The organism is Gimesia fumaroli, assembly GCF_007754425.1.
Classification (GTDB): domain Bacteria; phylum Planctomycetota; class Planctomycetia; order Planctomycetales; family Planctomycetaceae; genus Gimesia; species Gimesia fumaroli.
Map to the genome: position 1 here is coordinate 6,200,794 of NZ_CP037452.1, position 21,120 is coordinate 6,221,913.

Below are 21,120 nucleotides of genomic sequence, written 5' to 3' on the forward strand. Positions count from 1 at the left end.
CAGTGGATTCATTCCGCATTACAAACACAACATCAAAGATTTCAACATACAACAAGAGGCCACTATCATGAGACAACGTCTGGTTCAATTCACTGTTTTATTTACCATCGGCTTGAGTTTCACATTTCAGGCACTTCAAGCTGCGGAGCCAGATCAAGGCTATGAGACCATTTCCAATCTTTCGTATTACGCGCCCGAAACGCCCGATCAAACAGAATATCGGCAGGAACGCTGCAAGCTCGATTTGTATTACCCGACGTCTATCCAAAACTATCCAACCGTTGTCTGGTTTCATGGTGGCGGATTAAAAGGGGGCAGTAAAAGTATTCCTAAAGAATTGAAACAGAAGGGCATCGCAATCGTCGCTGTGAATTATCGACTGTTTCCCAAAGCAAAAAAACCGGCGTACCTGGAAGACGCAGCGGCCGCTGTCGCCTGGACGTTCCAGCATATCGCCGAATATGGCGGCGACCCGAATCTGATTTTTGTCGCGGGCCATTCGGCCGGCGGCTATCTGACCAGCATGATCGGTCTCGATCGACGCTGGCTTGCACCCTATAAAATTGATCCCAACCAGATCGCCGGACTGATTCCTTACAGCGGACACTGCATCACACACATGACGGTCCGCGAAGAAATGGGCATCAAACGGGATCAACCGATTATTGACGACATGGCTCCCCTCTTCCACGCTCGGAAAGACGCACCACCTATCCTGTTGATTACCGGGGATCGCAAACTGGAATTTCCAACACGCTACGAAGAAAATGCCTACATGCACAGTCTGCTGAATGTCGTGGGACACGAGCAGGTCCAGCTATTCGAACTGGACGGTTTCACGCACGGAAACATGGTGAAACCGGGGCATTTTCTATTACTGGACGAAATCAAGCGGATTGTGAAAGCGAAAAATAAATCTGAAAAGTAAACATCACGCCTGCGTTCTGAGCCTGAGTGCATTGCTGATCACAGAGATCGAACTGAAGCTCATCGCTGCCGCTGCGATCATCGGGCTTAAGAGCGCGTGGATGCCAAAGAAAGGCACCAGGATTCCGGCTGCAATCGGTATCCCCAGTGCATTATAGCCAAAGGCAAACAGCAGGTTCTGATGAATGTTACGCATCACCAGCCGACTCAAATAGATCGAGTCGGCGACACCTCTTAAGTCCCCTTTGACCAGAGTCACCTCGGCACTTTCAATGGCGACATCGGTGCCTGTCCCCATCGCAATTCCCACATCGGCTTCCGCCAGCGCCGGTGCATCGTTGATGCCATCACCGGCCATCGCCACTTTATGCCCGGCTGCACGCAGATCTTTGACCTTCTGATATTTATCCTGCGGCTTCACGCCCGCTTCAACTTCATCAATGTTGAGCGACTGCGCGACCGCGTTGGCCGTTTTTTCGTTGTCCCCGGTCAGCATCACAATCTGGAGCCCGAGTTCATGCAGTTTCTCGATCGCATGTGGCGTCGTCTCCTTGACCGGATCAGAGACAGACAGCAGTCCCGCCAGCGCTCCATCAACGGCAACAAAGATCACCCCCTGCCCCTGTTCGCGGAGTGTGTTGGCCTGCGTCATCAATTCATCTTTGATGGTGACGGATTGCTCGTTCAGAAAAGCCGCACTACCAATCAGGACCGTCTTTTGATTCATGGTGCCCTTCACACCCGCGCCCGTGATTGAATCGAAGTCCTGCACGTCAGACAAATTCAATTCCCGGTCTTTCGCTGCCACGACCACGGCCTGCGAGAGAGGATGCTCACTATGCTGTTCCACGGAAGCCGCCAGTTGCAGGAGTTCGTTTTCACTCAGCGTGCCAGCCGTGATGCATTCGGTCAGTCTGGGTTTCCCTTCAGTCAGTGTCCCTGTTTTGTCGACGATCAGCGTATCGACTTTTTCCAGTGTCTCGAGCACTTCGGCATTTTTAATCAGAATGCCGCTTTTGGCGCCGCGTCCGACGCCCACCATGATCGACATCGGCGTCGCCAGACCCAGCGCACAAGGACAGGCAATAATCAGTACCGCCACCGCATTGATCAACGCATACGCGAATCGGGGTTCGGGCCCCAGCCAACTCCAGAGGATAAAGGTGATCACAGACGTCAGTAGCACCGCGGGAACAAAGCGCGCGGCGATGGTATCAACCACACGTTGAATCGGCGCGCGGCTCCGCTGCGCACTGGAAACCATTTGAATGATCTGTGATAGCAGAGTCTCGCCGCCGACTTTCTGTGCTTCCATCAGGAACGAGCCCGTCTGATTCACAGTACCGCCAATCACTTCGTCACCCTGCATTTTGACAACCGGTACGGGTTCTCCGGTAATCATCGACTCATCGATCAGACTCTTGCCTTCCTGGACGATTCCATCGACGGGAATTTTTTCTCCCGGACGCACGCGGAGCAAATTGCCCGCCTGCACTTCTTCCAGCGGAATCTCCCGCTCTTCACCATTTTCGACCAGATGCGCTGTGGGAGGTGCCAGCGCCAACAATTCCTGGATGGCACTGTTGGTTCGTTTCCGCGCCCGTAACTCCAGCATCTGCCCTAATAAGACGAGCACAGTAATCACCACCGTCGCCTCAAAATAGAGTTCAACAGTCCCCTCGTGACGGAATGACTCCGGGAAAATGCCAGGGAAGATCAGTGCGATGATACTGTAAATATAGGCGGTTCCAGTGCCGATACCAATCAGCGTGAACATATTCAGGTTCATACTGAGAATCGAACGATACGCGCGTTCGTACAAAGGCCATCCCGCCCATAACACAACGGGCGTACTGAGCAGAAATTGAATCCAACCAGAAACTTTGACGGGAATCCATTGGTGAATCGGCAGTCCCGTCATCGGCAGCATCGCCAGCAAAAAGACCGGTAAGCCGAGCGCCAGACCACCCCAGAAGCGGCGGGCCATCTGTTCGTATTCAGCGATTTCTTCAGGCGATTCCTCTTTTTGAGGCATGATCGGTTCCAGATCCATGCCACAAATCGGACAACTGCCGGGGCCGACCTGCTCGATTTCCGGATGCATCGGACAGGAATAGATGGTCCCTTCCGGTGCATTGACTGCTGTTTTTTTCTCTCCGTGTTGATGTCCCTTATCTTCGCCGTCGTGATGACAACACGAGTGCTCCGCTTCTGCTTTCGGCTCGGGAGCGCTCACTTCATCCGCATGTTGTGCCAGAAATTTGTCGCGGCAGCCCTGGCTGCAGAAATACCAGGATTGATTGTCAACGGTTTCCTGCAGCGCTGTGGACTCGTCGACTTCCATGTGGCAAATTGGATCAATTGCTGTCATGCGTCCCCTGCTTCCTACTGAGTATTCAACGTTACTGATCGAGCTTCTCTTGCTCTTTCTTAATCATCTTTTCTTTCCAGTTCACTGCACTACCGGAACTGAAAGCCTTGAAAGCGTGAAACGCCAGCCCGATCCCCCAGCCTCCCAGAGGCCAAATAAACCAGTATTTTTCGGGGGATCGCGTCAGGTTTAACGTAATCAAACCGGCATTCACCACTACGTAAACGCCAACGTGAATCATAAAACCAATTTTTTTCTCAACCCGACTTTTGGCCTGTTCATAGTTTTTATCTTTGTTTGCCATAGCTCATCCTCCTGTCAGCATCATGATTTTATACCGCAGTCTGTTGTAAAAAAACAGCTCAGTTTATTCTTTGAACTCCCCTGCACTCTCTGAAATGCAAGTGCCATGCCAACAGGATGAGGAGCAACCAGCCTGCTCGAATCCTGTAGTTCTGAAACGAAAATGATGCGAACGTGCCGATGATCTAGAAAAAAACGGTTGCTGATCAGTCTTTTTGAAAGATCAGCAACCGTTGGTTATTTCCATTGTTAAACTGGGATTCATTCTTTTGAGAGATCCAACGGTAACGAAATCTCGGTTGTCTTGCTCCCTGCAGCAGTCTGAACGGGAATACTCCAATGAGCAGAATGTTGTTTGCATAACCCGCCGACACCGTCGCGACAGTAGCCGAATCTCAGATTGAGTGTGTAAGCTCCTGAAGGATCTTTTAAAGCGGGCAGTTCCAGAACCAGTTGATTTCCCTGCACTGTCCCCTTGCCTTTGACGGACGCCTGCTGTGCATCGGATTTGAAGGAAAACTTCACCGGTGCCAGTGGCGAGAGTTTATATTCAGCCGGCAGCTTGGGCGTGACCGTAATTTTGAACGGTTTGCCTGATGCGACAGTTTGAGCAGAGACCGCGAGTGCATTTTTCGCAGGTGCAAAACTGTCATCCGCCTTTTTCGGCAGACTGGGTGGCGTTAAACCTTGCACTTTGAATTCGCTGACCTTGTTATCATCCAGGTTCACAACGCAGATGCGATGATTATTGGTATCTGCGACGAACAACCGATTGCCCACAAGCGCCAGTCCCGATGGTTCCGAGAACTGAACCGGATTGAGGGCGTTTCCGTCTTTGCCGGTTCCCAGGAAAGATTTGACTTCGTTTGTTTTGAGATCAATGGTTTTCAGTTTGTGGTTGTAAGTATCCGCGACAAACAGACGGCCTTTGTCATACAGAACCCCCAGCGGATGCTGTAATCGTGCCTGATCGCCAATGCCGTCTTTATCACCGAATTCAAACAGAGAGCGACCTCGTTCGAGATCGGATGTACCTGCGACCGTGGTCACATTCTTTTTCTTTGTGTCGACTTTGCGTACTGCAGAGCCTTCACTGTCCACGACGTAAAAGACATCGCCGTCAACGGTGATATCAGACGTCTGGGCAAACGCGGACTCATCCAAGGCCCCGTTGATGATATCTTCACGCCCTGAGCCGGCATAAACGCTGATTTCGTTGGTACCCAGCTTGTGCTGCCAGATTTGATGGGGCCCTGCCATGCAGATATAAAGCACGCCATCAATTTCAGTGAGCGCCCAGGGGCTGTTGAGTGCAGATGCTCTGAGCTTGCCACCAGCCGAACGATAACGGGCCTGCTCGCCGGTTCCTGCGAGAGTTGAGACCTGTTTTTTATCGAGATCCACGGTACGGATCATATGGTTTTCGGTATCAGCAACATACAGTGTGTTGCCGACCAGCGCCATGCCTTGCGGGTGATCAAAGGACGCCGATTTATAGTCGCCATCTTTCTTACCAATCTGACCGGAGCCGATGACGTCGATCAGTTTTCCATCGAGCGAGGTGATCACAATGCGATTGTGATTGCTGTCGGAAATAAACAGTCGCTGTTTGGGAGCATCGGCAAGCAGTTTGCCGGGAAATTTGAGCGGCGTTGGTTTCAGCTTGGCCGCTTCCAGTTCAAAATGCACGGGGGTTTCATCGAGGGTCCCTTTCGCACGGTGATAGGCAATCACCCGTTCCAGAACTTTGTCGAGCAATTCTCGATTCCCTTCACCGGACAGATGCCCACAGTAATTTCCTTCGGGATCAATCAGAACCATCGAAGGCCAGGCCCGCACGCCATACTTCCGCCAGACCGTCATATTGGAATCGTTGATGACCGGGTGTTTAATTTCGTAGCGTTGAATCGCCCGGCGGATATTGTCGGTCTCTTTTTCATTATCAAACTTAGCGGAGTGACAACCGATGACAACCAGTTCGTTGGGATACTTTGCTTCCAGATACGCCAGATCGGGGAGCACGTGCATGCAGTTAATGCAGCAGTAAGTCCAGAAATCAATGAGAACGACTTTGCCCCGTAAGTCCTTGAGCGTGATCTCACCTGCTGTATTCAACCATTCTTTTCCGCCATCCAGACTGGGTGCCTTGGGACGGTTCGGAAAAGGATTTTTCACAGCCAGTTCTTTGTCCTGCTCTGCCTGCTTCGTCTCTTTTGCAGGAGTTTTTTCATCTGCGAACACAGATGAGTTTAGGATTCCGCTGCCGGCCAGAAGAAATGCGATCGTTGCAATAAAGAAGTAGATTCGATTCAGAAAAGCGTGCTTTCCCGGCATGCCTGATTCTCCCTGTCTTGGTTGGCGACTTGAGGTAGGTTCACATTTGAGATTCGATGACTTTGAAAGAACACTCTTCTATTGTAGGCGCCCGTAAATTGAGGGAAACAGTTCAGAGTCGAATTTTCACAAGACGAATCAAGATTCATCGATTGGTTAATTTACTCGAAACTGGTATGAAACAGATGAAAACCTGAACGGTTATTCGTGCCTGAGTGCTTCAATCGGATCGAGCTTTGCTGCAGAAATCGCAGGATAAATACCCGAGATGATTCCAATGGTTACGGAAATTCCGAATGCGACAGGCAGACTCCAGAATGCGATTTGCGGTTGCAGATCGAAGAACATGCGTCCGACCTCAGACCCAGCCGTACTGCCTTCCATCACGAAATTCTGCACAAACCATTGAATTCCTAAAAACGTGATGGGCGTGAGCAAACCAAACACGACGCCAATTAATCCTCCCGAGCCAGCCAGTACAATGGTCTCAGTGAGAAACTGCTCGACAATATCTCGCTGCCGCGCCCCCAGTGCACGACGAACCCCGATTTCCCGTGTGCGTTCCGTGACGGTAGCCAGCATGATATTCATAATGCCGATGCCTCCTACTACCAGACTGATGGCAGCGATCGATCCCAATACAACATTAAAGATCATTCGAATCTGTTCTGCCTGCTTTAATAACTCCAGCGGCACAACAACCGCATAGTCTTTCGTGCGCGGATGAGATTGTTCCAAAGTTTCTCTGATGGCCTGCGCGGTAGGCAGAACTGCGTCTTTGTCGTTCACTCGTAACGTAATCTGATGCAGTTCAATCTGTTCTGCCGAATTACTACCGGCTTGTGTTTTGATATCAAGGTCCCCTTCACGCGCCTGTAGCGTCTTGATGGGAACATAAACGTCTTTGTTATAATCCTGGCCGGAAAGACTACCGCCAATCGCGGCGGAGGCAGTCCGGTCTTTGGTCACACCGATCACCGTATAAAACATAGAGCCAACACGAATCGATTTTCCGACCGGGTCTTCAAATTTGAATAGATTGTTGGCGACTTCATTGGCAATCACAGCGACATTCAACAGTTTTTCCTGATCACTGTCTGTCAGAAAACGACCTTGCGATAAGGTAAGATGATTCATCTCCAGGTAATCGGCAGTACAACCGACCACACGGGCATTCATCGCTTCCTTCAGATACCGAATTTCACGATCGACTTCACGAATTGGCGCGGCACGGATAATGGTGGGTAGGGTCTTGGTTAATATTTTATAGTCGGAACGAAGTAATCCATAAGACAGCACACGGCTACGGGTGGAAGACTGCGTTACTTCATGCGGGGGTTTCACACTCCGCACGATGACATTCGTCGCTCCCAGTTCCAGTACCTGTTTCTGCGCCTGGGCGCTGGCACCTTCACCAATCGCCAGCATCGCGATCACGGAAAACACACCAAACACAATCCCCAGCATCGTCAGGCCGGACCGCAGCTTATGCAGCAATAAGCTTTTCAGTGCGAGTCGAACGATACGGATGATGCGAGTCATGGGAGTGACCTGAGTGAAACGAAATTAAAAGGTGTGAATCGTTTATGTTGAAGAGAGAGGGTGCTCTATGACAGTCTCTGTTTCGATGAGGCCGTCTTTCATATTAATTTGCCGTTTGGTCTGCTGGGCAATAGAGGGTTCGTGCGTCACCATAATTATTGTACGTCCTTCTGCATTTAAATTGTGAAGGATCTCCATAATTTCGGCTTCCGTGGCGGAATCCAGGTTCCCCGTGGGTTCGTCTGCCAGGATGATTTGCGGATCATTCACCAGTGCCCGTGCAATCGATACACGTTGCTGCTGACCACCGGAAAGCTGGAACGGGCGATGATCCATGCGGTCTCCCAGACCTACCATGCGAGCCAGTTCCATACACCATTCGCGTTCTTCACGGCCGATGGCGGGATAGCCGGCTCGGTAGAGCAGAGGGACCTCAATATTTTCGAGTACCGTGTACTGGGCAATGAGATTGAATGACTGGAAAATAAACCCAATCATGTCATTCCGCATTTCCGAAAGTTCGTCATCATTCAGAGTCGAAACATCGCGGCCGCCCAGAATATACTGACCACTGGTGGGACGGTCGAGTGCTCCCAGAAGGTTTAAGAGCGTACTCTTTCCGCTACCGGAAGATCCCATAATGGCGACAAAGTCACCCTCTGGAAAATCAGTTGAGACTCCCCGTAATGCTTTGACCACAACAGAACCCAGATCATAGAATTTGGTGAGGTCAACAACTTGCGCCGCCAACTTCATGGTCGTTTTTCTCCCGCGGGACGGGAGCCTCCGGGACCTCCTGAAGGGGGTTTAAGTTTGCTGAGCTCACCCGCATCCAGAAAACCATCTTTGTTGGCATCCAGTGTATCGAAACGTTCCTGCAGCCGCTCAGGGGCTTCATCTTTGGAGACCTTGCCATCTGAGTTCTTATCGATGCGTTTCAGGATATTAGCCGAACCACCGCCGCTGGCAGGCTTCGCTTTGGCTGCCGTTTGTCCCTTTGGTTTTCCACCTGCTTTTGCTGGAGTGGGTGATTTTGCGGGGCCCTGTTTTTCTGCCTGATTTTTCTTTTCGATTGCCAACTGTTCTTCCAGATCAATCAATTCATCAGCAAAGTGAGTTCGAGGATTCAAAATCACCTCTTCACCCACTTTGACGCCGTCCAGAACCTCAATCATCGTATCACTGGCCTGGCCGATTTTGACTTCTCTTCTGACAGGCTCTCCCTCTTCCGCCAGCACGAACATATAACGTTGATCGCCAATTGTGATGACAGACTGCACCGGCACCTGAAGAACATTATCTCGTTCTTCGATGCGGATTTCGATTTCGGCGGTCAAACCCGGTTTGAGTTTTGTGATATCCGCACCATTCGGGATAATTTTGATCGTTGCCTTGTACTCTTTGAGGTCAGGACGCATCCAGTTTGAAGAAATCGGCACGGACGAAACTTGATCGACTTCCCCCTGGTAAAGCTGTTCGGGGAAGGCATCAACGCGAATATCAACGGGGAGTCCCTGTTGAATCATGCTGATTTTGGATTCATGAATGCGAGCATCCACCTTCATCTGGCTGAAGTCGGGCAATTGAATAATTGATTGACGCTCGCGGACTTCCGTTCCTTCTTCAATCACGTCTTCGCCACTACTGCGCCGGCTGCTGCCCTGGTTGGCATACACGACCTGACCATTTTGCGGTGCGATCAGTTTACAGGCAATAATCTGTTCCCGAATCCGTTCTAATTCACTTTTCTCGACTTCATAGGTCAACTGGCTGGCTTTGAGCCGGGCATCGAATTGCGCTAAGGTCGCGATTCCTTTGCGCTCGACGCGTTCCAGATTCCGTTCCTTTTCTTTAACGTCTGCTTTGAGCTCAATCAGCTTACGATTCTGAACATAGTTTTTTTCAACTTTGAGATCTTCTTTGGCAATCTCCAGATCAATTTCCGCTTTCACGACATTGATGCGATCTGCTTCGACGTCGTTCTGATTTTTATAACCTTTTTTCGCGATACGTTTAGAAAACTCGAAATTTTCTTCCGCGCGCTGCAGATCTTCACGGGCTTTGGTAATTGCCCCTTCTTTGACATTCAGATCGCGCTGCGATTCCCCTTCTTGAAACTTCTGCAGATCAAGCCTGGCTAATTCCAATGCCAGTGTAGCCGCCGAGTTGTCGCTGTCGTTCTGTGTCTTTTGGATGGCGACATTTTCTTCAGCTTGTTTCTGTTCGGCTTCCGCCTGGGTGACCTGAATCTGCTGCTGCTTTTCTTTATCGACCAACAGGGAGGAATCCAGCTCACAAACCAGATCGCCGGCTTTGACCATGGTTCCCTCAGGCACGATGCTGATGATCGTTGTGTAACCTTTAACCTTGCTGGTGAGTGTGACATTATTCAAGCTGTCAAGCTGACCACGCTCCGTCACGGTAACGCGAAACGGTCCTCGTGAAGCAAGATCGGTAATGTAAGTCGTATTTTTTTTCGGTCCCGATGTTATTGCAGAGAGCAGGGTCGTACGCAATGAAGGTACGGTCAGAACTGCAATCACAGCTACAGCACTTGCCAACAACAGCAATCTTGTTTTACTGGGCAATTTGCGTTTCTTCTTCGCTGTCTGCGGAGAGTGCGTTGAGTTCTGCTGCTGGTCGGAAGACAACGGGTCTGATGACTTCTTCTGCAGTGACTCCGGTTTCGGTTGTTTCTGGGGTGGGTTGGCGGTGCTCATTGGTAGGCCTGATTCTTCCCGCGCGGTGTTGATAGAAATCGTCTTTCCAAATTCCATTTTCATCTATCTCCATAATACCCATATCCAGATAGATGTTAAGTCGGTTTTGCTCATAATTTACCCAGTTGCTGATTAAACTGTTTTGTGCGTCTAATACCGCATTTAACGCATTTAACAGATTTAACCCTTGATTTCGTCCTGCCTGGGAAGGATCTGAGGTCGCCTCAACGGCATTGTCATACTGTAAAGCAGCTAAACGAATCTGAACCCGAGATGTCTCAAAGTTCTGCCTTAAGACCGACAGTTGACGCCAGCTTTGACGAACTTCGAACTTCACAGAATCTTCTGCCGCCATAAAGTCACGCCGTTCTCGCTGGTAATCGATCTGAGACTCTCGATACGCGTTTCGCTCCTGTACTAATGCTAAAGGGGCTGTAAACTCCACTCCCGCACGGAAACCAGCCTGACTACCGCGAAAGTCCAGCGGCTTGTTTCTGCCCAGAGGCGTACTTATATCCCCGTCGACTACCACATTTAACACCGCTTCCAGAGAATTAGACCGCACTTCCATCAATCTTCGTGCATCCATTACGATTCCGCGCTGGTTCATCAGGTCCAGGCGATTATCCAATCCAATCCGAACCACTTCGCCAATATCCATCCTAAATGGTTCCAGAGTAATAAGTTCCACGCGAAGGCCAATCTCGATCACCTGCATTCCCTGAGAGGTTCTCAACATATCTTCGCGCAAATTGGCCATCTCTAAAATAATTCGCTTTTTTTGCTCATTGGTCAGTTTGTCCTCACTCAAGAAGCTCTGTAGACCGGCCAGACGACTTTCAATGTTCTGCATTTCTTTGCGAATACTTGAGTACAACCGTATATCATTTTTTGTACTTTCGCGAACCCGCTCCCGATCTTCTTCGGACTGGAAACGACGCTGGCGTAAAGCCAGCAATTCTTCAGTAACCCCTTCATCAGAATCCCCCAGCAGCAATTCCACGTTTTTGATGTCCTGCTCTAAGGTTGACAAGGCATCGACACGGAGTTTCGCCAGGAGTTGCTGCAGCCCTGCGACGACCTCTTTTAACTCCGCCGTCGTTGGTGGGACCAGATTCGGGTCATCCCAATTCTCGACATAGACTTTCGCCCAGACTTCGACATAGTCATAAATTTCCTGTTCGATTTGAGGGAGCAGGGGGTCGATCAGTTCAAATGGCTTCAACAAAGAGTCATCAATGGTCATCGGCATATTGGGTGGGAGTCCCAGAAAGATTTTGAACGAACCCAATGAATCCTGATACTGCCGCTCAAACGTTCTCAAACGGTTTATCGATTGTGCGAGTCGTGTTTCCAACTGTGCCACATCCAAAGTCACGACCTCGGTACGAATCCGAGACACGAGTTCATTCGCGGTTACCTGGAAGGAATCAGCGTCACTCAAAGCCAGCAGAAGTTTTTCCTGTTCTGACGTCATCTCGCCTTTCCAGGAAAGCATCCGAGATTCGTCATCGAATTCGAGCTTATCGACCAGTGCCGGCGGAATGATCCAGTTGGGAGGAAGCTCATCGAGTTTTTCTGATTGGACTTTGGGTTTCTGAGAAGAGAGGGCACGCAGAATTTCCACCTGCCGCTCAAGTCGCTGAATGTTTCCTCGTTCGTTTTCGATGACCTGTATCTGCTGTAGCAACTGTAAAAAGCCATTCCCTCCAGCGACATTATCTGTAAAGAATTCTTTTCGGAAGCGCGCCAGTGTTCGTGTCTGATACAGCACGTTCCGTTCGTCTTGTGTCAGATTATTCAACACGACTTTTCGACCTGCACCGAGGAGCAGGGGTTGTACCAGCGAATAAGACAGCAAGCTGACCGAGTTGGTTTGGTTCGAACCGGAAAAGAGCCAAAGCGTATTGTTGGCCAGTTCGACGGCCCATTGCGCACCACTGGGGAGCACCTGATTGACGCCGATGCGGCTGGCCAGATCCAGCTCCTGTGTACCATTTGCTAAACGACGACGATTGAGTTCCGCCTGAGGATTTTGTCCGCCGACACCCAGATAACGGACATCAAACTGGAATCGACCGAAGGTTAAATCCAAGGCTGCCAGAAACAGATTTTCAATTTGAAACTGGTATTCCCGACTGTTGATATTGGCAATATCGATGGTTTCGGCAAGTGTTAAATTATCGAGTGAGGGTAATTCGACTCCTTCCAATGCATCACCAGAGGCGGCGATTTCCGCACTGAGTTCCGGACTGATGCCATATTGCACAAGCCAGTCGGGATTTTCAATACTAAGTGCGCGGCCGAATTTGTGCCAGCTTTTATAACCTTTTTTGCATTGCAACCAGTGCATGTAAACATTCGCAGCTGGGTCATCCGGAGGTAGAGGTTCGTGGTTAGGATCGTAGGGATCATAAAACCGACTGCGCGGATCGGGTTCCACATCGAAACGAGGAACGTGCCAGGCAGGATCGTTCGCGTTCTCGGCAAGAATTTCATACGTATCCTGATTCGCCTGATCGAACCAGAATGTCGGAGAGCAACCAGAGTGAACCGCGGTCATCGAAAAAATCAATGCGACCGTGAAATATGGTTTGAGATTGCCACAAAATGGAATCAGTCTTGTGCGCCTCATAGAGGGAAATCCGTTACAGAAATTTAAAAATGCCTGGAGTGGTAAAAAGATAAGAAACGATTTCGTTAAGCTGCTGGTGCACCCTGATAGGGATATGGACTGGAAACATCCTGAAATGTTTTAACTGTTTCACGCTGGGAACGTTGAATCGAAGCCGATTTCAATAACGCCTGCAGAATGCTGGTCAGTTGACGTCTTTGATCGGGGTTCAATGGTCCTAACAGCCGATGCGACACCAACCCGTGATAGGCCTTGACCTGTTCCAGAATGCGGGCACCTTGTTCGGTTACCTGCAAAACGCGTTTGCGTCGATCTTGTTGTGACTGCCTGCGAATGACTAACTGATCGCCCTCCATCCGTTCGATCAATGTGCAAATATTTGATTCGGACTGTCCCAGTCTTCGTGCTAACTCTGATTGAGAACAACCGGTCTCACAAATGTCATCAATCACTTTCAAAGCAGAGTAGCGCACTTCATTGATTTCCAGATTCGCAAAACTGTTATTCAATGCCGCCCTGACCAGATGCGCGGTGCGGATTAATAAATCAATCTGTTCCACACATTCATGGTGATGCAATGACTTCCAGTCTGTCGAACCAGATGGAGCTTCTGAATTGGATTTGCTGTCCTGTTCCATACGCTTCAGCCTCAAACTTGTATAATTCGTTCAAATAATGACACCACGCCTCTTCGAGCACAGAGGTTGCCCTTACTAATATTTCGGACGTGAAGTATTAGTATCTGAAGGAGTTATCGGCATAACCGGAAAAGTTTTACATAAGCAAAATCTTATTTTTAGGTTGCACTTCAGCGAGAAAGCGTGAACAATCAGAGGGACAATCCCTTATCCTTCAAACCCAAAACCCATTCGTGAGAAAGCTTTACATGAAACGGACCGCACTCATTCGTCGTAAAACACAGCACACCCTATTGGCATTATTCCCCCTATTCACCCTGTGCCTCACACTCACCGAAGTCCGTGCAGAATCTAAACCGAATGTGATTGTGATCTACGCCGACGATCTGGGATATGGGGACCTGGCCTGTTTTGGGCATCCCACAATTAAAACGCCTCACCTGGATCAGATGGCGGAGGAGGGGATGAAATTGACTCAATTCTATTCAGCAGCCCCGGTCTGTACTCCCAGCCGAGCCGCTTTGCTCACAGGCCGCTATCCGATTCGTTCCGGAATGTGCAGCGACAAACGCCGGGTGCTGTTTCCCAATTCCGGCGGCGGCATTCCTGCCAGTGAGGTCACTCTGGCGGAAGCGCTCAAGGACGCCGGCTACAAAACGGCCTGTGTCGGAAAGTGGCATCTGGGCCACCTCCCTCAATTTCTGCCTACCAGTAATGGTTTTGATTCCTATTATGGAATTCCTTATTCCAATGACATGGATCGTGTGGCAGAAAAAAAACTGGGGCGCAGCATCTTTCTGGAACCCAAAGTCAAATACTGGGATGTCCCCTTAATGCGCGATACCGAAGTCATCGAACGCCCGGCAGACCAGACCACGATTACGAAACGCTATACTGAAGCAGCCGTCAAATTCATTAAACAGAATCAAAAACAACCCTTCTATCTCTATCTGGCGCACAGCATGCCACACGTTCCGCTCTTTCGTTCGAAAGAGTTTGTGGATAAAAGTCTGCGTGGCCTGTACGGCGATGTGATTGAAGAGATTGACTGGAGTGTCGGACAAATACTGCAGGAACTGAAAACACAGGGGTTGGATCAAAATACGATCGTCTGGTTCTCCAGCGACAATGGCCCTTGGCTGATTTTCAACCAGCAGGGAGGCTCTGCCGGGCTATTGCGTGACGGAAAAGGCAGTACCTGGGAAGGTGGAATGCGTGAACCAACACTGGCCTGGTGGCCTGGTCATATTCCCGCGGGTACCGTATCTCAGGAACTGGGCAGTACAATGGATATCTTTACCACTTCTATCAAACTTGCCGGCGGCAAAGTTCCCGCAGATCGTGTGATTGATGGCGTAGATCTCACCCCCGTTTTAATGGATAGCGGCAAAGGTCCTCGAGAGGAAATGGTCTATTATCGAGGGACAAAACTGATGGCACTCCGCAAAGGCCCCTGGAAAGCACATTTCATTACGAAGCCCGCTTATGGAAGAGAACCTTTTCAAGAACATGATCCTCCAGTGCTGTATCACCTTGAGCATGATCCATCGGAAAAATATGACATTGCCAAAGATCATCCCGATGTGATCAAGGAATTAAAGGCAGCCGCGGAAAAGCATCAAAAAACGGTCAAACCGGTGCCTTCCCAGCTGGAAATTCCGCTCAAGAAATCATCATAAATCACTATACAAGACGGCTCACCAGTAACAGATATAGCGTGGGCCGTCTTTTTCCTCTCCAATTCGAAAGTGGACAGAAGAGATGGATTTGTGGTGATCCAAGTCTGAAAAAAAGTGGTTCCATGCTTCGCAGAAGCGAGGCAATTGTTTTTCATCAAATTCCGGCTGCGGCTCGGGCAGACGCTCGTAGGCATCATGGGCCAATGCCAGAGCCACCAGCAACATGTGCTCGTCATATTCGGGCTGTGACAAGAGAAGTTCCAGCGACTCTGCCGCCTGTTTACAAGGAAGAAACTCCGTTTCGCGCAGACACTGCGTTGCCATTCGTTCTACAAATTTCAATAGATTATTCACGCCCCGCTGATTGAGCAGAAAATCAGCTCTGGATTCTGATTGCAGGGCAAATTGAATTTGCTCGTAGAGTACTTCGTCTGTCTCATTAGGAATCGACATTCTTCCATATCCGTCTGGTGCAACAGACTCAATGGTTTTGATCGCGTTGGCAATTACTTTGTTTCTGGTATTCATAATCGGCGGCTAGACTCATTCAAGAATGGAAACAGTTTCTACAAGTACCGCCATTATACCCCCCGTTTCTTTTTCAACAAAGAGAACAAACACAGTCTCTTTCGTCCAATAAAATAAGGAGCTGACAGAGTTCAACTCCATCAGCTCCTGAATCTATTAATCGTTTTGGAAAGCGTCTTCCTATTTCAGGAAGAAGTCATCTGGTCCCTTATGTGTGTAATAGGGATATTGCACCATGCCCAGGGGCTGATTCTGCTGAGGATAGACTGCCGCAGGAGGGATGTATTTGTATGTCTGGTAATGTTTGGGACGTTGCTTGTGAGTATAGACGTTTTTATGGCCATTATTCCAGCCGGGCGGACAGTAGGCACCACCATGTCGGTTGTGGCCCATTTGCTGAATCGGAGCCTGTTGACCAGCATACTGCTTATGCATGAGCTGCTGGTATTTCACCATTTCAGCCTGCTGCTGCATCATGAATTCCCCGTCGCTCGATTGACCTCGAATGACCTGGCTATTCGAACATCCCACGCATAATGGTAGAATCAAACAAGCGGCCATTTTACATAACAACTGAGGCTTCATTGGCTTCCCTTCCCCCTGAATTTCTGCGTATGAACAAATCATTGATTCTGCTCACAACGTCGAGAACTGATGCAATTAACGCTGACATGGGATTTGAGAGATCCAACCATATTCAGCAGATGACTTATTTCTTTTATCGGTCAGTTGGTCGCAAACAATAGTTAAAATCCCCAAGAAATGGAAAACCGGTGTAATATTCAAAACTGATCGACCTTGCAGAATCGTTAAAACCGGGATAGATTATCATGGTTTCCCACTCTATGATTCGATTTATGTAAATTAGTTAAAGTGGGTTATTTAAAAGTTTGAGTTTTTTAGGCAAGACACCGTCAGTGACGAAGTGCTCATTTTGATTTGATCTTTGCCAACAAGGGAGTGTTCGGCGTGTTTGTAGCTGCATCATCACGTTGTTTTTCTGATGAATCGTTTGAAGTCAGTTGTGAGCGACTCACCGATCTGGAGTTCGATAAAATCGAAATCTGGATGGATGAAGAGAGTGATCACCTGAAGCCATCTGAAGTGGCTAATTCACCAGAAGACTTTTATTCGCGTTTTAAGGAAGTCACTCGGCTGACTCCCATTGCCTTTTGTCTGGAAAATGACATTGACCCCGATTCGTTTCAATCGTTGTGTAAAACAGCGAAGCTGATGCGAATCGCCCAGATTACGATTCCCGCTTCTCCATTGGGAACGCCGTTTAATTCTGAAATTGATCGCCTGAAGGCGTTACTGGAAATTGCCAGCCGTGACGGAATCTGCCTGTCGATCAAAACCAAGACGGGGCAACTGACCGAAGATCCACGAACGGCGACGGAACTCTGTCAGTCCGTGAAAGGGTTAGGACTTACTTTAGATCCCAGTTATTATACCTGCGGACCTTACAGTAATACGTCTTATGATCTGGTCTTTCCCTATGTCTGCCATGTGCACCTGCGGGACTCGACCAGCGATCAAATTCAGGTTCCAGTCGGCTTAGGAGAAATCGATTACAGCCGTCTGATCAGCATGCTGGAACGACAGGAATATCACCAGTTCCTCTCAGTGGAGATTCTTCCGGCTTTATTGAAAGATGTCGACCGCGCCCTGGAATTGCGTAAGTTGCGAATGCTTTTGGAATCCGTAGTGATCTAATCTCTCATCGCTTTCCAACCACAACATGACAACAAAGAAAAAACGGCATCTCATATTCAATTGAGATGCCGTTTTGTATTTGTATTACGCCGTGTCAGGTTTATTTGTAATCGTTGGGATTTCCAAACAAACCACCACCACTGGAACCGGAAGTATCTTCTGCATTGCCGCCGAGGAGCGGCCCTTTACGTTTCCGTTCGTAGGCTGGTTGCTCTTCTGCTTGTTCGGCTGGAGAATCTGGCTTATCACTCAATGCTTTGAGTGACAGGCTGATTCGTTTTCGATTCGGATCAACTTCGAGCACCTTCGCCGTTGTTTCCTGACCTGTGGTCAAAATTTCCGTGACCCGTTTCACACGACGGTGATCCAGTTCACTGATATGAATCAATCCTTCCAGACCGGGCTCCAATTCGACGAATGCTCCGAAGTCAGTGGTCCGGGTGACTTTTCCCGTCACGGTGGAATCAGCTGCGTAACGATCTTCCGCCAGCTGCCACGGATCCTGCTGCAGTTGTTTCATGCCCAGACTGATGCGGTTTTTCTCGCGATCAATCTTGAGAATTTTCACATTGATCTGCTGCTGTTCGCTCAAGGCATCCTTGGGATGTTTAATGCGGTTCCAGCTAATCTCGCCAATGTGTAGAAAGCCATCAATTCCACCGATATCTACGAACGCACCATAGTCCTTAATGTTTTTGACCGTTCCCGTATGCTCTTGACCAATGGCCAGCTTTTCCCACAGTTCTTTCTGAATTTCTTCACGTTCTGCTTCGAGATATTTTCGGCGGCTGACAACCAGATTTCGTTTCTTGGGATTCACTTCAGTAATTTGTACGGTCAGTTTCTGACCCACAAACGGTTCCAGGTCTCCCACGAAATACAGATCGGCCTGACTGGCGGGCAGGAAGCCTCTGAGGCTTCCGACATTCACTTCCAGTCCTCCTTTGTTGGATTTATTGACGACGCACTCAACGACCTGTCCGGCAGAAACGGCATCCCAGTCACCAGCGGGTTTGTGATGTCCACGTGGTAATGAAAGTTGAATCAAACCTTCTGCTTCTTTAATGCTGGTGACTTTGACGTCGATTTCCTGTCCTGCTTCAGGTGGCTTATCACCAAATTGTCGCAGGGGTACGATCCCGGGAGTTCCCAGAGCCTTGCTCCCCAAATCAACAAAGACATCGTCGTTATTGATGGATTCAACAATCCCTTTCAGGCGATCGCCTTCAGCCAATCCCTCATCAGCGGGAGTTGCAGCTGCTGGTTTCGCCGCTGTGCCCGCGGCGGCTGCTTCCGCTGCCGCTTCTTCATCGCTCAATGTCTTAGGAAGTTCCTGGCCTCCCTGTGCTGACAGAGCAGCAGCCAGTTCTTCTTCCAGTCCTTCGCCCAGATCATCAACTTCAGGTGGAATATCAATGGGAACTGCTGCTTCGGCAATCTGCAGCATCGCCGCTTCGTCAAGTTCTTCCTGCGAAACCTCTTCAGATGACGCTGCTTCTTCCCCATCCGCTGCTTTCGATTGAGGAGGCAGACTCGTACCAGGCGAAGGCTTTGCTTTGAACTGTTCCGGATCAACCTTAGGCTTCAGCTGGACTTTACGTTCCGTTTTAGCAGGCTCCGACTGCTCGGAAGCTTCTGCCGCTTGTGGGCTCTCTTCATTGCCTGTTTCTGCAGTCGTTGCCGATTCAGCAACCGGTTCGGCCTGAGGTTCTTCCTGTGGCGCAGAGGCAGCAGCTTCTTCCGTCACACCAGCTGCATCGGCAGACTGTCCTTGATCGGCGGGCGCATTCGCTTCCACTGCTTCTTCACTGGTTTTGATTTCTTCAGTTGATGGTTGTTCTGAACTCATGGGAGATGAACTTTCTCGCCTAATTACATACATTAAAAACAGGATTGATTTGAAACCGAATTGCCTGGCTCATCACGAACAGGATACCACTTTTTGCGGGGACCTCAAATTTCATGCGAAAAGCCATCTGGACTATGTAAAAGAGTATCACCGCTGCTACGCCCCTGCAATTCGCAGAGCCTAGTTTTCCGATTTTTTCACTTTTGCTTTCACGCAACGTAACCCCAATGCAGGGCTGGTACTTCTAGGTGCTATCTTCGCTCGAAATGCCGATCGCAGGCCGTCATAGCGATCCATCCAGGAGCCTCCCCGTATCACGCGAGGCGAATCAGCAGCCCCGAAGCCCCATACACTACCATCCGCGGGAGCATTTTTATAGGTCTCGTGCCAGGGATCTGCAACGAACTCCCAAAGGTATCCGTGCATGTCATACAATCCCCACGGATTTGGCTTCAAAGCACCAACGGGGGGATCATTTCCGGCTGCATTTCCGGTATGCCAGGCGTATTCGTCGAGGTTTCCAGCCTGTTTGCCGACATCCCCCGGTTTTTGGGCTACATCACCGAAACTATATTCTGTCGTCGTTCCAGCACGACAACAGTATTCCCACTCGGCTTCGGTGGGCAGCCGGATTTCTTCATCGGCGGCGATAAGTCTGTTTTTCCGCAGCAATTTCGTCAATTTCTGACAAAACTGATTGGCGGTCCGCCAGTCGAACATTTCTGCGGAATTACGTGGCCCTTTCCAGCGACTGGGATTCTCTCCCATGACGGCCTGATACAAATTTTGCGGGACTTCATACTTGGCGATCCAGAAATCTTCACCCAAAGTCACCTTATGAACAGGCATTTCCGCGGGCGCGCCTTTTGAAGAGCCCATTTGAAACGATTTCGGGAATTTTCCTTTTCCAGGCGTGATCGGCACCAGTTCTTTAACAAACTGTTTGAGTAATGCGGTCTGTTTTGCATTGGGAGCAACTCCCGCGGCTGCCTCCTGCTTTTTGTCAGCAAACAGCAGGCCCACTCCGAACACAGACAGAAATATTCCTAACAGGAGGAACGGTTCAAGAGACGCGGCAATTGGTTTGTAATGTTTCATGTGCTTCACTACTGCTTCTGAATTTGTTAGGGTACTCTTTTGAATCCTATTTTATCAATGCGGGATGGAATCCGAAAGTGGAGTGACGATTCGTGTGCCTGCTTCAATCCATTCTTTCTCGCTCTTTTCTGTTTTGCCAGTCAGGTTAATTCATGTCAGAATCAGTTCCTTCGTTTCCTCGCAGCATTGATTTGGTTTCGCATCAGGAATGCCAACTGGTTGTCGTCGATGTGCAGGAAAAGCTGGTCCCCGCCATTCCCGTCGCGAAAAAACTGATTCACAGACTTCAACAATTAGTACAGGCAGCCACCCTGTTTCAAATCCCCGTGAGCTCTACCGAGCAATATCCCAAAGGACTGGGCGCCACGATTCCGGAACTCGCCTCTCTGCTGCCGACTCCCATTGAAAAACTGCGATTCAGTGCCGCCGAGTGCTTAGGTTGGGGAGGGGCTACTAACACCGTCGATAATCGTACGAAAATCGTGCTGACGGGAATTGAAGCGCATATCTGTGTGCAGCAAACCGCTCTGGATTTGTTAGCAGCCGGTTATCGCGTTATCATTCCCATAGATGCGATTGCCAGCCGCAATCAACTGGATTGGAACTTCGCCATCAAACGCATGGAGAATTCGGGAGCGTGTATTACAACCGCTGAATCCCTCTTATTTGAATGGTGTGAGGTTGCAGGCACCGATGAATTTAAACAGATCAGTCGCCTGGTGACTGGAAAATAAACACCGACCTGGAATATCGTTTGCGAAAAATTAAATCCTTTCTGAG

At 49.4% G+C, this 21,120-nt stretch carries 16 protein-coding genes; 4 read left to right on the forward strand and 12 right to left on the reverse strand.

Annotated elements, in window-relative coordinates; genetic code table 11:
* Positions 1-67: 67 nt before the first annotated feature.
* Positions 68-928 carry an alpha/beta hydrolase gene (locus Enr17x_RS23480; RefSeq protein WP_145312111.1) on the forward strand — a complete coding sequence of 287 codons (861 nt, stop codon included), beginning with the start codon at positions 68-70 and terminating at the stop codon, positions 926-928.
* 3 nt (positions 929-931) lie between these two features.
* Here the strand turns inward: Enr17x_RS23480 and Enr17x_RS23485 are convergent, their stop codons facing one another.
* The 8 genes from Enr17x_RS23485 to Enr17x_RS23520 form a co-directional block, all read right to left on the reverse strand.
* Positions 932-3,298: a heavy metal translocating P-type ATPase gene (locus tag Enr17x_RS23485; RefSeq protein ID WP_145312112.1), complete on the reverse strand. Its 2,367-nt coding sequence runs from the start codon at positions 3,296-3,298 to the stop codon at positions 932-934.
* A 31-nt stretch (positions 3,299-3,329) separates the two neighbouring features.
* The gene (locus Enr17x_RS23490; protein WP_145312113.1) at positions 3,330-3,602 is read right to left on the reverse strand and encodes a 2TM domain-containing protein; all 273 of its coding nucleotides are present in this window, start codon (positions 3,600-3,602) and stop codon (positions 3,330-3,332) included.
* A gap of 260 nt (positions 3,603-3,862) precedes the next feature.
* A complete protein-coding gene (locus Enr17x_RS23495) occupies positions 3,863-5,935 on the reverse strand; it encodes a thioredoxin-like domain-containing protein (protein WP_145312114.1) in 2,073 nt (690 codons plus the stop codon).
* A 201-nt stretch (positions 5,936-6,136) separates the two neighbouring features.
* Entirely contained in the window at positions 6,137-7,477 is a 1,341-nt protein-coding gene (locus Enr17x_RS23500; RefSeq protein ID WP_145312115.1) for an ABC transporter permease, read from the reverse strand.
* 42 nt (positions 7,478-7,519) lie between these two features.
* Positions 7,520-8,233: an ABC transporter ATP-binding protein gene (locus Enr17x_RS23505; protein ID WP_145312116.1), complete on the reverse strand. Its 714-nt coding sequence runs from the start codon at positions 8,231-8,233 to the stop codon at positions 7,520-7,522.
* Positions 8,230-9,798: an efflux RND transporter periplasmic adaptor subunit gene (locus tag Enr17x_RS23510; RefSeq protein WP_232101100.1), complete on the reverse strand. Its 1,569-nt coding sequence runs from the start codon at positions 9,796-9,798 to the stop codon at positions 8,230-8,232. Before Enr17x_RS23510 ends, Enr17x_RS23505 begins: the two co-directional genes overlap by 4 nt.
* Positions 9,799-10,054: 256 nt before the next feature.
* Complete coding sequence (locus tag Enr17x_RS30155) at positions 10,055-12,832, reverse strand: TolC family protein (RefSeq protein ID WP_145312118.1); 2,778 nt, start codon at positions 12,830-12,832, stop codon at positions 10,055-10,057.
* 65 nt (positions 12,833-12,897) lie between these two features.
* Positions 12,898-13,470, reverse strand: a complete 573-nt coding sequence (locus Enr17x_RS23520) for a MarR family winged helix-turn-helix transcriptional regulator (RefSeq protein ID WP_145312119.1) — start codon at positions 13,468-13,470, stop codon at positions 12,898-12,900.
* A gap of 248 nt (positions 13,471-13,718) precedes the next feature.
* On the opposite strand from Enr17x_RS23520, the gene Enr17x_RS23525 reads away from it, so the two are divergent.
* The gene (locus Enr17x_RS23525; protein ID WP_145312120.1) at positions 13,719-15,149 is read left to right on the forward strand and encodes a sulfatase family protein; all 1,431 of its coding nucleotides are present in this window, start codon (positions 13,719-13,721) and stop codon (positions 15,147-15,149) included.
* A gap of 18 nt (positions 15,150-15,167) precedes the next feature.
* Here Enr17x_RS23525 and Enr17x_RS23530 read toward each other — a convergent pair whose 3' ends face one another.
* Together Enr17x_RS23530 and Enr17x_RS23535 are read right to left on the reverse strand one after the other, a co-directional pair.
* Positions 15,168-15,677, reverse strand: coding sequence for a hypothetical protein (locus Enr17x_RS23530; protein ID WP_145312121.1), 510 nt, complete (start codon positions 15,675-15,677; stop codon positions 15,168-15,170).
* A gap of 180 nt (positions 15,678-15,857) precedes the next feature.
* Positions 15,858-16,262, reverse strand: a complete 405-nt coding sequence (locus tag Enr17x_RS23535) for a hypothetical protein (protein WP_145312122.1) — start codon at positions 16,260-16,262, stop codon at positions 15,858-15,860.
* A gap of 384 nt (positions 16,263-16,646) precedes the next feature.
* Here Enr17x_RS23535 and Enr17x_RS23540 point away from each other — a divergent pair, with 384 nt between their 5' ends.
* Positions 16,647-17,393: a sugar phosphate isomerase/epimerase family protein gene (locus tag Enr17x_RS23540; RefSeq protein ID WP_232100831.1), complete on the forward strand. Its 747-nt coding sequence runs from the start codon at positions 16,647-16,649 to the stop codon at positions 17,391-17,393.
* A gap of 100 nt (positions 17,394-17,493) precedes the next feature.
* On the opposite strand, the gene Enr17x_RS23545 is transcribed toward Enr17x_RS23540, so the two are convergent.
* Positions 17,494-19,242: a S1 RNA-binding domain-containing protein gene (locus Enr17x_RS23545; protein WP_198000760.1), complete on the reverse strand. Its 1,749-nt coding sequence runs from the start codon at positions 19,240-19,242 to the stop codon at positions 17,494-17,496.
* Between the two features lie 180 nt (positions 19,243-19,422).
* Positions 19,423-20,340: a formylglycine-generating enzyme family protein gene (locus tag Enr17x_RS23550; RefSeq protein ID WP_145312125.1), complete on the reverse strand. Its 918-nt coding sequence runs from the start codon at positions 20,338-20,340 to the stop codon at positions 19,423-19,425.
* Between the two features lie 152 nt (positions 20,341-20,492).
* On the opposite strand from Enr17x_RS23550, the gene Enr17x_RS23555 reads away from it, so the two are divergent.
* On the forward strand, positions 20,493-21,074 hold the full coding sequence (locus tag Enr17x_RS23555) for an isochorismatase family protein (RefSeq protein WP_145312126.1): 582 nt from the start codon (positions 20,493-20,495) through the stop codon (positions 21,072-21,074).
* Positions 21,075-21,120: the final 46 nt, after the last annotated feature.